8 protein-coding genes and 3 pseudogenes are annotated in these 14827 nt (G+C 71.9%); 8 read left to right on the top strand and 3 right to left on the bottom strand.

The window, feature by feature from the left end; all coding sequences use genetic code 11:
• Positions 1–80 precede the first annotated feature (80 nt).
• Together AS594_RS09300 and AS594_RS09295 are read right to left on the bottom strand one after the other, a co-directional pair.
• Positions 81–710: a hypothetical protein gene (locus AS594_RS09300; protein ID WP_069926525.1), complete on the bottom strand. Its 630-nt coding sequence runs from the start codon at positions 708–710 to the stop codon at positions 81–83.
• Positions 711–966: 256 nt separating this feature from the next.
• Positions 967–3129, bottom strand: a complete 2163-nt coding sequence (locus tag AS594_RS09295) for a RecQ family ATP-dependent DNA helicase (RefSeq protein WP_069935070.1) — start codon at positions 3127–3129, stop codon at positions 967–969.
• Between the two features lie 111 nt (positions 3130–3240).
• Between AS594_RS09295 and AS594_RS09290 the strand changes: the two are divergent.
• The 3 genes and pseudogenes from AS594_RS09290 to AS594_RS09280 form a co-directional block, all read left to right on the top strand.
• Positions 3241–4215: pseudogene (locus AS594_RS09290) on the top strand (DUF4192 domain-containing protein); the annotation flags it as partial.
• Positions 4216–4277: 62 nt separating this feature from the next.
• The gene (locus AS594_RS09285) at positions 4278–5489 is read left to right on the top strand and encodes a tyrosine-type recombinase/integrase (protein WP_338120151.1); all 1212 of its coding nucleotides are present in this window, start codon (positions 4278–4280) and stop codon (positions 5487–5489) included.
• Positions 5476–7923, top strand: coding sequence for a tyrosine-type recombinase/integrase (locus AS594_RS09280; RefSeq protein ID WP_240508973.1), 2448 nt, complete (start codon positions 5476–5478; stop codon positions 7921–7923). The genes AS594_RS09285 and AS594_RS09280 overlap by 14 nt, the downstream gene beginning before the upstream one ends.
• Here the strand turns inward: AS594_RS09280 and AS594_RS47545 are convergent.
• Positions 7910–8386, bottom strand: a complete 477-nt coding sequence (locus AS594_RS47545; protein WP_338120226.1) for a hypothetical protein — start codon at positions 8384–8386, stop codon at positions 7910–7912. The genes AS594_RS09280 and AS594_RS47545 overlap by 14 nt on opposite strands.
• Between AS594_RS47545 and AS594_RS47910 the strand changes: the two genes are divergently transcribed.
• The 5 genes and pseudogenes from AS594_RS47910 to AS594_RS09250 all read left to right on the top strand — a co-directional run bounded on the left by AS594_RS47910 (position 8279) and on the right by AS594_RS09250 (position 14672).
• The gene (locus AS594_RS47910) at positions 8279–8746 is read left to right on the top strand and encodes a DUF4192 family protein (RefSeq protein ID WP_420877768.1); all 468 of its coding nucleotides are present in this window, start codon (positions 8279–8281) and stop codon (positions 8744–8746) included. The two genes, AS594_RS47545 and AS594_RS47910, sit on opposite strands and share 108 nt — an antisense overlap.
• Positions 8747–8854: 108 nt before the next feature.
• Positions 8855–10867, top strand: a pseudogene (locus tag AS594_RS09265) (glycogen debranching N-terminal domain-containing protein).
• A 99-nt stretch (positions 10868–10966) separates the two neighbouring features.
• Positions 10967–11731, top strand: a complete 765-nt coding sequence (locus AS594_RS09260) for an NUDIX hydrolase (protein ID WP_069926522.1) — start codon at positions 10967–10969, stop codon at positions 11729–11731.
• Between the two features lie 142 nt (positions 11732–11873).
• Positions 11874–13624, top strand: a pseudogene (locus tag AS594_RS09255) (ATP-binding cassette domain-containing protein).
• 160 nt (positions 13625–13784) lie between these two features.
• A complete protein-coding gene (locus AS594_RS09250) occupies positions 13785–14672 on the top strand; it encodes a FadR/GntR family transcriptional regulator (protein ID WP_176733160.1) in 888 nt (295 codons plus the stop codon).
• Positions 14673–14827 lie beyond the last annotated feature (155 nt).

The following is a 14827-nucleotide window of genomic DNA, read 5'->3' as shown; positions in this document are numbered from 1 at the left end:
CGTACGCAGGGCTAGGGCTCGTACCCCCCGCGTACCGCTTCGCAGGCCGCAGGCAGGGGCGCGCCGGCGGGCGGACCGCTTCAGCGGGCCGCTGCCCGCCGCAGCGCGTCCGCCGCCCCGCCGCCCGTGCGCGGCGGGGGCGGCTCGGCCTCGGCCGCCGCCTCCGCGAGGCCGGCGGGGCGCGATCCGGTGCTCGGGCGACGGCCACCACGGCCCTCGCCGAGCACCTGCCAGCCGCTTCGGGTGAGCGTGATGTAGGCGCCACAGCGCAGCCCGTGCAAGGTGCAGGCGTCCCGCAGGCCCCACATCCAGGCACCGTCCTCCTCGGTCCAGCGCTCGTCGCCCTCGCGGCAGTAGAGCAGCACGGCGGTCCGTACCGGCGTGCGGCGGCGCAGGTCGTGCGGGACGACGCGCCGCAGGTGCGCGAGCAGGGCGTTGCGGAACTCCCAGCCGTCGGCCGGGACGGGCCGACGGGCGAACGAGGCGCTGGCGGTGAGCCGTTCCTCGGCGTCGAGGACGGCGACGACCGCCGTGGCCGGTTCCGGATGGTGCCGGGCGTGCAGTCCGCTGACGACTTCACGCGGGTTGCGCAGCAGCGGTATACCGGCCGCTGCCCACTCGGACGGTTCCAGTGTCCGGCCGAGTCGGCTGACGGCATCGGCGGATGCCGGGTGCAACGAGCCGGCAGACGGAGCGAATCCGAAGGTCACGGTTCTCCCTTCGCATACGCGCCCACAGCGCGGGCAGGGGTGGTCGGGCGCACCGCGGCACAGCCCTTCCGGTCCCCGGGCGGGCCAGTGCGGGGAGCGTTCCAATTCTCGCTGCCCCGCGGGGTGTGCGGCAACGAGCAATTGGCGCGACCGACTGAAATCTGCGGGTATGGCGTGGATATCCCTGCCCAGCCCGACCGCTTACGATGCCTCACGTCACGTCAGAACGGCGACCAGCGAAATCACCTCGTCGGCGTCAGCTCTGCACAGCGAGGACGAGCGGCAGCACCGCCTCTGCGCCCGCCCGGCGCAGCAGCCGCGCCGCCACCGCCAGCGTCCAGCCCGTCTCCATGAAGTCGTCCACCAGGAGCACCGGGCCTCCGGCACTGGCCAGGGCGGAAGCCAGTTGGGGCGGAACGGTGAGGGCGCCCTCCAGGGCACGCAACCGCTGCGCGCTGTTGCTGCGCTGCGGCACGGTGACCTCGGCCGCCGCGGTGTATGCCAGCGAGCCGAGCACCGGCATCCGTCCGATCTCGGCGATCCTCGCGCCCAGCGTGCCGATCAGTTCCGGCCTGGTGCGCGAGGCCACGGTGACCACGCCCACAGGCCGTGCGGGAGCGTCCGGATCACCGGACGCCCAGCCGCCCGGACCCTTCGCCCAGTCGGCCAGCACACCCACCACGGCCTGGGCCACCGCCTCCGGTACCGGCCCGTCGGCGGCGGTCGGCGACAGCATCGGGCGCAGCCTGTTGCCCCAGCCGATGTCCGACAGACGGCCCAAAGCCCGCCCCGAAAGGGCCTGTTCACCCGCCGGGATACGGCCCTTGCGGTCGATTCCGACCGCGCCCAGGCCGGTCGGCCACATCCGGCGCGGCTCCACCTCCACGCCCGCGCGGCCCAGTTCGCCACGAGCCGTGTCCAGCGCCTCGGGAGAGAGCTCGGCAGTGAACCGCGGCTTTCCGCAGTTGTCACAGCGGCCGCAGGGCGCCGCCCCCTCGTCGTCCAGCTGTCGTTGCAGGAACTCCATCCGGCAGCCGCCCGTCGTGGCGTAGTCACGCATGGCCTGCTGCTCGGCGGTCCGCTGGCGCGCCACCCAGGCGTACCGCTCGGCGTCGTACGTCCAGGGCTGTCCCGTGGCGGTCCAGCCCCCCCTCACCCGCCTGACCGCCCCGTCCACGTCGAGAACCTTGAGCATCGTCTCCAGACGGGAGCGGCGCAGCTCCACCAGAGGCTCCAGGGCGGGCAGGGACAGCGGCTTCTCCGCACGCGCGAGCACGTCGAGGGTGCGCCGCACCATCTCCTCGGGGGGGAAGGCGACCGAGGCGAAGTACTGCCAGATCGCTTCGTCCTCCTTGCCCGGCAGCAGCAGGACCTCCGCGTGGTCCACCGCGCGCCCGGCGCGTCCGACCTGCTGGTAGTACGCGATGGGGGAGGAGGGCGAACCCAGGTGGGCGACGAAGCCGAGGTCCGGCTTGTCGAAGCCCATGCCGAGCGCGGACGTGGCGACGAGCGCCTTGACCCGGTTGGCGAGCAGATCCTCCTCGGCCTGCTGCCGGTCGGCGTTCTCCGTCTTCCCCGTGTAGGAGGCGACCGTGTGCCCGCGCTGGCGCAGGAATGCGGTGACCTCCTCGGCGGCTGCCACCGTCAGGGTGTAGATGATCCCTGAGCCCGGGAGCTCGCCGAGGTGGTCGGCGAGCCAGGCCAGCCGGTGCGCGGCATCGGGAAGGCGCAGTACACCGAGGCTGAGGCTGTCCCGGTTGAGCGGCCCGCGCAGCACCAGAGCGTCGGAGCCGCCCCCCGTGCCCAGCTGCTCCGCCACATCGGCCGTGACCCGCGCGTTGGCCGTCGCCGTGGTGGCGAGCACCGGTACGTCGGGCGGCAGGTCGGCGAGCATGGTGCGCAGCCGGCGGTAGTCGGGCCGGAAGTCGTGGCCCCAGTCCGAGATGCAGTGGGCCTCGTCGACCACCAGCAGACCGGTGGCGGCGGACAGCTTGGGCAGCACCTCGTCGCGAAAGTCGGGATTATTGAGCCGCTCGGGGCTCACCAGCAGCACGTCCACCTCACCCGCGGCGACCTCGGCCTGGACCGTCTCCCACTCCTCGGTGTTGGAGGAGTTGATGGTCCGGGCGCGGATACCGGCGCGGGCGGCGGCTTCGACCTGGTTGCGCATGAGGGCGAGGAGCGGCGAGACGATCACGGTCGGGCCGGCGCCGCGCCCGCGCAGCAGCGCGGTGGCCACGAAATACACGGCGGACTTGCCCCAGCCGGTCCGCTGGACGACCAGAGCCCTGCGTTTGTGGGCGACGAGAGCCTCGATGGCGAGCCATTGGTCCTCACGGAGCCGGGCGGCGCCGGTGGTGTCTCCCACGAGGCGGGCGAGTACGGCATCGGCCGAGGACCTGAGGTCTGCGTTGGTCATGCCCCCATGCAACCTGATGACTCGGACATTGTGCGAATGCGGGCTCCAGCCTGTGGATAAAGTTATCCACAGGGTTGGCGGAGCGGGCGGTGTCTGCGGGACCGTCGAGCCATGAACAAGCGCCACGAACCCACAGGTCCCTCCACCGACGACCAGATCACCCTGCGCGGTCCGGCCGAGCTCGCCGACGCGCTCCCGTACCTCATGGGCTTCCACCCGACCGACAGCGTGGTGATGGTCGCGCTGCACGGCCGCCGGGGCCGGTTCGGTGGGCGGCTCAGGCTCGGCATTCCCCGCTCGCCGAGGGAGTGGCCGTTCGTCTCCGACCAGCTCGCCGACTGCCTGGTGAGCGGTAGCGAGCGCCGGGGAGGCCGCCCCGAAGGCATCGTCGTCTTCCTCTGTCAGGACCCGGCCGAGGGCGAGTCGGGCCGGCAGGTAATGGAGCGGCTGCGTCCCTTCGCCCAGCGGCTGCGTACCGCGTGCGGCTCGCTCGACGTCCCGGTCCTCGAAGCGCTGTGCATCTCGGACGGGAGGTACTGGTCGTACTGCTGCCCCGATGAGCGCTGCTGTCCGCTCGACGGCAATGTCCTCGCCATGCCGGGAACGTCCGTGATGGCGGCGGCCGCCGCCTACGCCGGCATCCAAGTGCGCGGCTCCCTGCGGGAGATGGAGGCGAGGCTCGCGCCGCGCCGGCCGGCCGATCAGGAGCAGGTCCGGGCTCTGGACGCCGCGGGTCTCGCGCTGGTGCCCCGGATCCTCGGCGGAGCCGAACGTGAGGAGGTCGCCGCCGAGACACTCGGGCTGGCGCGCCGGCTCATGAAACGCCTGGCTGAGAACAGGACCGCGTCGGCCGGCTGGTCCGACGCGGACGCCGGGGACGACGCACTCATCGCCCATGACGAGGCTGCCGCCGTCGTCCTCGGGCTTCAGGACCGGGAGACCCGGGACCGGGCCGCGGAATGGATGGAAGGCCCGGACGCCGAGCCCGCACTGCGGCTTTGGCGGGCACTCGCCCGCAGGTGCGCCGGAGCGTACGAAACCCATGCCGCCGCCCCGCTCACCCTCGTCGGATGGGTCGCCTGGTCTGTTAACTGCACTAACTCGGTGATCTGCTCGCCCCGAGGGCCGTGAATGGTGAGCATTTGGGGATGCACGAGACTCCTTCGCTTCATCGCGATCTGATTGACGGCCGGGTACGGCTGCCCCGGGTGGGGGCGGTGGTGCCGGGTACGGCGCCGTCGCTGCCGTGGTTCGTGGTGGATGCCGCTGACCGCGAGGTCGAGCCGGCCAGCCGGTACCTGCGGGACCGGATGCTGGGCGACGCCAGTCCCGAGACCTGCCGGAGCTATGCGTACGACCTGCTGCGGTGGTTCCGGGTCCTGTGGGCCCTGGATGTGGGATGGGAACAGGTCACCGAGGCGGAAGCCGTCGCCCTGGTGGGCTGGCTCCGCCACGCCCGTAATCCCCAGCGGCAGCGACGCCCCGGCGGCCCCCAGCCCGGATCGGTGAACCCGAAGACTGGAAAGCCCAGGCTGCGGGCCGGATACGCGCCCGCGACGATCGCCCACAACCTGACTGTGGTCCACGGCTTCTACTCCTTCCACATGCACTTCGGGCGCGGCCCCGTACTCAATCCCGTCCCGGAGAACCGGGCCCGCCGGGCCGCGCTGGCCCACCGTTCGCCGCTGGAATCCCGGGTTCAGCACCGGCGGGGTCGGCTGAGGCCGAAGATGACCGTCCGGCAGCCGCGGGCCATGTCCGATCAGCAGTGGGAAGAGCTCTTCGCGCAGATGGGATGCGCCCGGGACCGGGCCCTGATGTCCTGCTATGTCTCCTCCGGCGCCCGCGCCTCGGAACTGCTGGGCATCGAACTCGGAGACATCGACTGGACCAAGGGCCAGCTCTGGGTGATCACCAAGGGCACCCGGGCCCGTCAGCCCGTCCCGGCCTCCCCGGAGGCCCTGGCCTACCTCGCCACCTACCTGGACGAGACCGGCCTGCCACCGGACGGAGTCCCGGTCTGGCGAACCCGCCGGGGCGAGCCCCGGCCCCTGACCTACTGGGCTGCCCGCCGGATCATTCAGCGGGCGGTCGAGAAGCTCGATTCGAACTGGACCCTGCACGACCTGCGGCACACCGCCGCCACACGAATGGCCCGCGACCCGGATCTGACACTGGTGGAAGTACAGACGATCTTGCGGCACGCGCATATCAGCACCACCGAGCTCTACACGGTCGTCGGCCTGGACGACCTGGTCGACAAGCTCGCCGCCCATTACTCCCGGCCTCTTCAGCCGACGTCCTGGCCCACCCAGTACGCCGCGGACGACATCGAGGCGGTGTTCGGTGCCGGGAAGTAAGGTCGGCAACAGCCTGCGGCTGAAGGGCCCGACGACCAACCGGGTCCGCCGTCACGAGAACGACAGCAAGGTCCCGGCCGGCAACTTCACGCCGAGCGCGCTCACCCCGGCGCCGCCTCCGCTCCCGAGCCGGCCGCCCCGCTCCCTGGGCGACTTCAGCACCGCGTCGCCGCAGGAGATCATCAAGGTCACCGCCGACCACTTCTCGCAGTCCGAGCAGCTGAAGTACAACCAGCGTGGTGCCATGCGGGACTTCCTCGGCCACCTCGGCACGTTTCCCGGAGCGACCTGGCAGGAGCGATGGGAAGCGTCCGGACACGACCAGGGAAATCCTGTCGGGGACGTGGCCGGCGACGACAAGTACCTGCGCAACCGGCTGAACCGGGGGACCGGTTACGCCTTCGCCATGCGGCTGGTCCGCCCCACCTTGCTGGGGTTCCGCTGCAACCGCTTCTTCCACTACGCACCGTGGTTCTGCGGCGTCGCGAACGACCCGTGGCTGGAGGAATTCTGCTCGCGGGCGGACCAGCTGCCGATGGCTCAGGCCCGCCGCTCCAGAACCAAGTTCGATGTCTGTTGCGCGCTGACTGTCTTCGGCATCGACTTGAAGGACCTGACGCCGGAAGCCTTGCTGCACTACGCCATCGAGTCCCGGAATCGTGGCCTGGCTGGTGAGCGAGCGGACTCGGGCAGCTACGCGGGAACCCTGGCTTGGCCGATCCTCCACGACATGGGGCAGTTCCCGGCCTCCGCACCCCGCACCTTCCGGGCCGCGGTGACCCGCGGGCAGGTCTCCGTCGAGGAATCCGTCGACCGCCACAACCTGCGCAACCGCGAGGTCCGCGATGTCCTGGTCGAGTACATCCGCCGACGCTCCGCCGGACTGGACTACTCCACCCTGCGGCAGCTGACGAACCTGCTGGTCAAGGTGTTCTGGAAGCAGATCGAGGCGATCAATCCGGACCAGGCCGACCTCCGGCTTTCGGAGGAGACCTTCACGCAGTGGAAGGAGTGGCTGCTGGTCCTGCCAAGCGGCAATCCACGACTGGACGTCGACGGACCACTCATGGCCGTCCGCGCTCTCTACCTGGACCTTCACACCTGGGCCGTCGCCGAACCGGAACGCTGGACGAAGTGGGTCGCCCCCTGCCCGGTCCGCGACGCTGACCTGCGCTGGTTCCACCTGCGACGGCGCCGGCTGCAAGAGCGAATGGCCAACCGCACCCGCGACCGCCAGCCACTCCTGCCGGTCCTGTCCCAGCACGTCAACGACACCTGGCACCGCCTGCGGAGCCTGCTCGAAGCCGCCCAGCAGGTCGAAAACGGTGAGGAATTCGTCGCGGATGGCACGACCTGGTTGCGGGTTTCCACCAAGGATCAGCGGCACAACCGGCCGCCGGTCCGTGCGGTCAACCGCTCCACCGGCGAGCTGGTTCACCTCTCCAGGGACGAGAACACCGTCTTCTGGCAGTGGGCCGTCGTGGAGACCCTGCGGCTGGCCGGGTTGCGGGCCGAGGAGCTGACCGAGTTGACCCACCTCAGCGTCCGGCAGTACCAGCGGTCCAGCGGCGAAGTCGTGGCCCTGCTGGTCGTCTCCCCATCCAAGAGCGACCGGGAGCGGGTCATCCCCATGTCGGCCGAGCTGTTCCACGTCATCGCGCAGATCATCCGGCGCCACCGCGACCAGCACGGCACCGTCCCGGTCTGCACCCGCTACGACCTGCACGAAAAGGTCTGGAGCGAAGAGCTGCCTTACCTCTTCCAGACCTTCCACGGAGGCACCCAGCGCGGTATGTCCACCACGACCATCTGGCGCATGATCAAACGGTCCTGCGACGCCCTCGCGGTGACGCACCCGCAGTTCCAGGGCGTGAAGTTCGCGCCCCATGACTTCCGAAGGCTCTTCGCCACCGAGCTCGTGAACAACGGCCTGCCCATCCACATCGGCGCGGCTCTGCTCGGACATCTTGATATCCGAACTACTCGTGGCTACGTCGCCGTGTTCGACGAGGACGTGATCAGCCAGTACCAGCAGTTCCTCGCCCGGCGCCGAGCCGAGCGGCCCAAGGACGAGTACCGCGACCCCAGCACCGAGGAGTGGAGCGACTTCCAGCAGCACTTCGACAAGCGCCGGGTCGAGCTGGGGTCCTGCGGCCGGCCCTACGGGACCTCTTGCGCCCACGAGCACGCCTGCATTCGCTGCCCGATGCTGAGCGTCAATCCCAAGATGCTGCCGCGTCTGGACGAACTGGAGCAGGACCTGGTCGAACGCCGCAAGCGGGCAGTCGCCGAGGATTGGCAGGGTGAGATCGAAGGCATCGACTTGACCCTCACCTTCCTTCGCGGCAAACGCGGACAGGCACAGCGCTTCCAACGCAGCGGGACCGTTGACCTGGGGCTTCCTCATCAAAGGCCCCCGCTCACAGACGGGTGATCAGGAGAGCGGACACCAGAAGAGCGGTCTGGTGCAGGGCCTGATCGGTCAAATACATCCCGTTCATCCCGGCCGCCCTCAGCTCCGCGAACTCCGGCGAACCGGTGTGCTGCAACAACCATCGCACCGGCCAACGGCGATCGAAGAACGCATGGGTCACCGCAGAAACGACCAGTCCGGCTGCCAGACCGGTCCAGCTGATCTGAAGCGGCAACACGGCCCACGCCAGGGCCACCATCACCGCCATGACCAGGTGGTATTGGGCGACATGGCTAAGGCACGCGGACCAGCCCTGCCGCGGACTCGCGCCGTCGGCGACATCCGTCGCCGACGGCGCACCCTTGTTCGCAGCCTGGTGATCACTCTGACCGAACACGTGATCCGCGAGATTGTGGCCGACGGCGAGCACCGCCCACACAGCCCCGAACGTCGCGAGCGTCATCGCCTCCTCGATGGTCGTCACCGGGCACCGCCAGCAACCGCGTTAGTGCAGAGAAGGTCGACCGGCGACGAGCCGGGGGCCAGGGTCGCCCTCGGCCGGGCCTTGCAGACCGACCCGGAGTACACCTTCGCGCAGCTCCCGCACCAGGCGTGCAACGAGGGCGTCGACCCCGAATCGCTACGGCGCTGCCTCCGCCAGGAGCGCGCGGAGCGCAAGCGGCCCCGCCCGCGCGTCGTACGTACCCGGCAGGCCACACGCTCCGTACGGCCGCAGGCAGCCGCCCGGCAGAGCGCACCGCCCGCCAAGGCCCGGCCCGGAGCGGGCGGCGCGCGAGGTGGCGTACGGCGGCAGGACGGTCAGCACGGGAGGAGCGAACGATGACAGCCGTGACCAGGGAGGTGATGCGGACGTTCACACGTGTGGCGGTACCGCGAACGCCCCGCACCGCTTTCGCCGGTGTGGCTGTCACGAGCGCAGAGGAGGCACCGCATGACCCTCACCGCCCCGTCCCCCGCCGCCGTGGGAAAGCCGTCGGCAGGAGGTGTCCGGCCTCCCGGTGAGCTGCCCCCGGTGCATGCCCTGCTCGTCTGCGCGGACCTGCCCGGGCTCGCCTTCTCCGGCGAGAACGGGCAACTGACCGGACACGGTCTGGAGGGCTTCTACCGGTCGGGACGCCGACTGCTCTCCCGCTGTCACCTGAGGGTCGCGGGACGCGAACCGGTCGCTTTGCAGGGCAGGCTCGTCTCGGCAGGCCGTGCCCGGTTCACGGGTGTGGTGCGCACTCCCGCCGGCACCGGACCCGACCCCGAGATCGTCGTGGAGCGGCTGCGGTACGCCGAGGGCATCGAACGGATCGTCCTGCGCAGCTCCGCGCGGCGGACCGTGCGGCTGAGGGTGGAGATCTGCCTCGGCACCGACCTCGCGGACCTCGGCGCGGTCGCCGCCGGCCGCCCGGGGCCCGAGCTGCCCGCCGGTGTCCACGCCGCGGGGCTGCGCTGGTCGGCGGGGGGAGCCCAGGCCGTGGTCACCGCCGACCCGCCGCCCCAGGACGCGATCGCCTCCGCCGGTCTGCTGCGCTGGGAAATCGAGTTGCTGCCCGGGGCCTCGCGCGCCATCGAGCTCCGGATCCGGGCCGACCGAGGGGCCCGGCCGCCGGTGCGGACCGGGCCGGGACCGCTCTCGCTCTCCGAGCCGGCGGCGGAGGGGGACGACGCCCGGGTGGGGGAGCTGCTGCGGACCAGCCTCGACGATCTGCGCGCCCTGCTGATGCGCGACACCCGCAACCCGGCGGACATGTACCTGGCGGCGGGAATCCCCTGACGCTGTGGGCTGGCGCCGGCCGAGGCGCTGTGGGCGGCGCGGATGACGCTGCCGCTCGGTACCCGGCTTGCCGCGTCCACGCTGCGCGCCGTCGCCCGTACCCAACTGACCGGCGCGGGGCCGGACCACGGGCGGCTGCCGGGCCCCCTCAGGGACGCGGGACCGCATCTGCCGCCCAGCTGCACGGGTGTGGAGGCGACGCTGGCCTTCCCGGTGGTCCTGGCGGAGGCGAGACGGTGGGGGCTGGCGGAGGAGGACCTGGAGGAGCTGCTGCCCGTGGCGGAACGCTGCCTGCTGTGGCTGCGCAGAGCGGCTGACGACGACGGCTGCCTGCCGGACCGGGGGCCCGGCGGGTCCAGGCGCGTCGAGACCCAGGCCCACGCCCACCGGGCGGCCGTGCTCGGCGCGGACCTGCTGGCCGAGTGCGGGAGGCCGGGCGCCGAAGGATGGCGTGAGTGGGCGGCCGAGCTGCGCCGTACATTCCGGGAGCGTTTCTGGATCGACGACCGCGCGGGCGGCCGGCCCCCGGCGGCCGTCACCGCCGCCGGGCGGCTCGTCCCGCACCTCGGCGGCGCCGCCGCGCACCTCCTGGACACGGGACTGCTCGGCGGGGGCACGCAGGCGCCGGGCCTGCTGGACCGGGTGCGGACCGAGCAGCTGGCGCGGCTGCTAGGAGGTCCGGCGATGGACTCGGGCTGGGGCCTGCGCAGCCTTGGCACCAAGGAGACCGGCCACAGCCCCTTCGGGCACCGCGGCGGCGCCGTGCGCGTGCACGAGACGGCCGTGGCCGTCGCCGGACTCGCTGCGGCCGGGTACGAGCGGGAGGCGACCGCGCTGCTGCGCGGGGTGCTCGACGCGGCGGCGGCGTTCGGCAACCGGCTGCCGGAGATGTACGCCGGAGAGCAGCGCACCGCGGGCAGCCTTCCGGTGCCGCACCCCGCCGCGTGCCGGCCCGCGGCGGTGGCCGCCGCCTCCGGTGTCCACCTGCTGACCGCGCTCGCCGGCATCCGGCCGGACGCCCCGGCGGGCACCGTCGCGCTGTTCCCTCTACGCGGCGCGCCGCTCGGCGCCGTGCAGTTCTCCGGTCTGCGCGTGGCGGGGGAACCCTTCGCCGTGCGGATCAGCAGACTCGGGCTCGGCCTGGTCGAGGAAGCCGCCGGCGCCCTCCAGTTGGGAGGCTGACGCGTGAGCCCGGGGGAGTGGCGCGAAGAAGCCGCCGTGACCGGCGGTTTACGTGCCGACAGGACTGTTTATCGTCAGGCAGACGACTATGATCGCGGCATGTCGCCTTACGACCCATCGGCCTTTCCTCCCTTCGCCGTCACCGTGGATCTGGTCGTACTCACCGTGCGCCGCCACGCGCTCTGCGCACTGGTCGTACGCCGCGGCGAGCAGCCCTATCAGGGCCGCTGGGCGCTCCCCGGCGGTTTCGTGCGGGCGGAGGAGGACCTTGGGGCGGCCGCCGCGCGCGAACTCGCCGAGGAGACCGGGCTGTGCGCGCACGAACCCGGCACGCCGTCGATCGGGAACGGGGCGCACCTGGAACAGCTCGCCACATACGGAGACCCGAAGCGCGACCCCCGTATGCGAGTGGTAAGCGTGGCCTATCTGGTCCTCGCCCCGGATCTTCCCGCCCCACGGGCCGGCGGCGACGCGCACAGCGCGCGCTGGGCGCCGGTGGAGGCGCTGCTGGGCCAGGAGAGTGATTTCGGCCGCGAGGACGAGCCGCCGGCGCCGCTCGCCTTCGATCATGCCCAGATCCTCGCGGACGGCGTGGAGCGCGCCCGTTCGAAGATCGAGTACTCGTCGCTCGCGACTGCCTTCTGCCCCCCGGAGTTCACGGTCGGCGAGCTGCGGCGTGTGTACGAAGCCGTCTGGGGCGTCGCGCTCGACCCCCGCAACTTCCACCGCAAGGTCACCGGCACCCCGGGATTCCTCGTCCCTTCCGGCGGGACCACGACCCGGCAGGGCGGCAGGCCCGCACAGCTGTTCCGGGCGGGCGGGGCGACGCTGCTCAATCCGCCGATGCTGCGTCCCGAGGTCTGACGGGCGAGCCCGGTCGCGGGTCCGGATGTCCGCCCTCGGACACCCGCACACCCGCCATTACACAAAAAGTCGGATATGTCGCGTTATCTTGCTGCGATACCGCTCTGCCGCCGAGCGGTCTCCCCTCTCCGCGAGAGAAGCGATGCTCCAGGCCATCGGACTCACCAGCGCCCCCCGCCGGGAACAGCCGCCCGCTGTCGACGACCTCACCTTCGAGGCCCGGCCGGGGCAGGTCACGGCCCTCCTCGGGGCCGCTGGCTCCGGGAAGACCGCCGCGCTCAGGCTGATGCTCGACCTCGCACCGGGCCGCGGCGTCACGTACTTCCGCGGCCGCCCCTTGCACCGGATCGCCCACCCCGCCCGCGAGGTCGGGGCGCTCCTCGGTGATGTGCCGGGCCATCCGGGGCGCACCGCCCGCGGCCAGCTCCGCATGCTCTGCGCCGCCGTCGGCGTATCGGCCGCCCGTGCGAACGACATGCTCGACCTCGTCGGTCTCGCAGCCCTCGCCGACGAGCGCCTCGGCACGCTGTCCCTGGGCATGGACCGCCGACTCGGCCTCGCCTCCGCCCTGTTGGGCGACCCGCACACACTGCTCCTCGACGACCCGGCCAAAGGGCTCTCGCCACGCGAGAACAGCTGGCTGTTCGGGCTGCTGCGCGCTCACGCGGCCCAGGGGGGCACGGTCCTGTACACCACCCGTGACGCCAAGGAGGCCGCCCGTACCGCCGACCGGGTCGTCACCATCGAACGCGGGCGCCTCGTCGCGGACCAGGAAGCCGCCGAGTTCGCCAGGACCAGGCTCCGCCCCCGCGTCGCCGTCAGGACGCCGCACGCCGCCCGCCTCGGCGCCCTGGTCACCCGTGAGGCCCGCGCCGAGCGGCGCGCCGTCGAAGTCGTCACCGAGGGCGGCAACCGCCTCTCCGTCTACGGCAGTGACTGCGCACGGATCGGTGAGACCGCCTTCCGGCACGGCATCCCGGTCCACCGGCTCGCCGAGGAGACCGGCGACGCGGGACCTGCCCCCGCCCGGCAGCGGGCGCCCGCCGCCGGCCCTCCGGTCGCGGGGGAGGCCGGGGCCAGGGCCTCGGCGACGGCCCCTCCCCGGCCGCCGCTGCGTCCGGCCCGCAGCCCGCTCCGCCCCCTGCGCTACGAACTGCACCGCCTTCTTGGTACGAGGACGACGCTCCTCGTCGCCACCGCCGTCCTGGTCGCCTCCGTGACGATCTCCGTACTGCTGGCCCGCGTCGGCAGCGCCCCCCTGCCCGCCCTTCTCGCCGCCTGGCCGGACCTCCTGCCCCTGCCGCCCGCCGCGTTCGGCGCCGGGCTCCTCGGCGCCATCGCCTTCGGCGAGGAGTACCGCTACCCGCCCTGGCGGCTGCCCGCGGCACGGTCCCCCGCCGCGTAGGACTGCTGCTCGCCAAGCTGGCCGTCTCCGCCGCGGCCGCGCTGGTACTGGGGCTCCTTGTCGTGGTGGCCGACGCCCAGGCCCTGAGGCTGGTGTACGGCGAGGACTTGATGCGCGTACCGGACAAATGGGCGTCGATGGCCGTCAGTTGGTCGGGGCTGACCGTCGGCTGCGCCTGGGCCGGGCTGCTCGGCGCGGGGGTGTTCCGGGCCACGGCGGCCGGAGTGGCCGCGGTGCTCGCGGTGCCGGTGCTGGTGGCTCCGGTCGCGCAACGGGTGGTTGTGGGTCCGTCCGCACGGTCGGTGGCCGGACTCCCCGGCAGGCTGCGTGAAGTGGCCTGGCTTCAGTGGCCGTACGAGATCGATCAGTGGCTGGTGGTCGCGATGAGAGTGGCGGCCCAACCGGTCGGCGCAGCACTGGCGTTGTCGCTCTGTGCCCTACTTTGCGCATATCTGTTCACTGGGCTTCGCCGCAGGACCTATTGGTGACCGGCTCGGGCTGTCAGGGCTGACGGCCGCTCACAACTCCCCGCATAACGCCCGTTTCTTTCCGATAAGTCGTCAATTGCAGGGTGGGCGGCGATCACCCTTTCGTGTGCTTTTCACCAAAGACCTCAAGGGTCAAGGAAGTCCCGCCGACAAAGGATCCGTGAGTACCCTTGCGCACACCATGATGACCGCCTCCCGCCCCGCCGATTCCGGCCTCGCCGGGCCGGGTGAACTCGACCGCTACCCCTACGCGGAGGCGCCGGGCGCCGATCGCGTCGGCGTGCCCGCCTGGGACGGGGCCGACACGGACCTTGGCCGGATGGGCCGCCGTGCGGCGGGCAGCCGGGGCCGTGGGCTCCACGGCCAACTCGTCCAGCAGCTCGGCCAGATGATCGTCTCGGGCGACCTCGGCGCCGACCGTCCGCTCGTCCCCGAGGAGATCGGCCAGCGGTTCGAGGTCTCCCGTACCGTCGTACGCGAATCCCTGCGCGTACTGGAGGCGAAGGGCCTGGTCAGCGCCCGCCCCAACGTCGGCACCCGAGTCCGCCCCGTCAGTGACTGGAACCTGCTGGACCCCGACATCATCGAATGGCGGGCCTTCGGTCCGCAGCGCGACGACCAGCGCCGGGAGCTGGGTGAACTGCGGTGGATGATCGAGCCGCTCGCCGCCCGCCTCGCCGCCGGGCACGGACGCGAGGACCTTCAGCAGCGACTCGGCGACATGGTCGAGATCATGGGCCATGCCCTTACGCAGGGCGACTCCCTGACGTTCTCCCGCGCCGACGCCGAGTTCCACTCCCTGCTCATCCAGCTCGCCGGCAACCGGATGCTCGAACACCTCTCCGGCATCGTCTCCGCCGCGCTCCAGGTGTCAGGCGGCCCTCTCACCGGCTGTGACCGCCCCACCGAGGCCGCTCTCGTGCACCACTCCCGCACCGTCGACGCGCTGGCCACGGGCGACGCCATGGCAGCCGAGACCGCCATGCGCCAACTGCTCGCCGTTCACCCGGAAGTGGAGCGAGTGGTGCCGGCGCCGCGCGAGCACTGACCGCCGACGACGGACCAAGCGCCACGGCCAGGGTGGGTACCTTGCGGCCCGGCCGCGCCGATCAACCTCGTGTCGCCGGATCCCATGGGGTCCGGCGACACGGTTGCGACACGGATGTGAGCTGATGGGGGCCAATGTCCCTTCTGTTCTTCCTC

This window comes from Streptomyces agglomeratus (genome assembly GCF_001746415.1).
GTDB lineage: Bacteria > Actinomycetota > Actinomycetes > Streptomycetales > Streptomycetaceae > Streptomyces > Streptomyces agglomeratus.
Note: the sequence above shows the minus strand (reverse complement) of the source record. Positions and strands in the feature narration are given on the sequence as shown.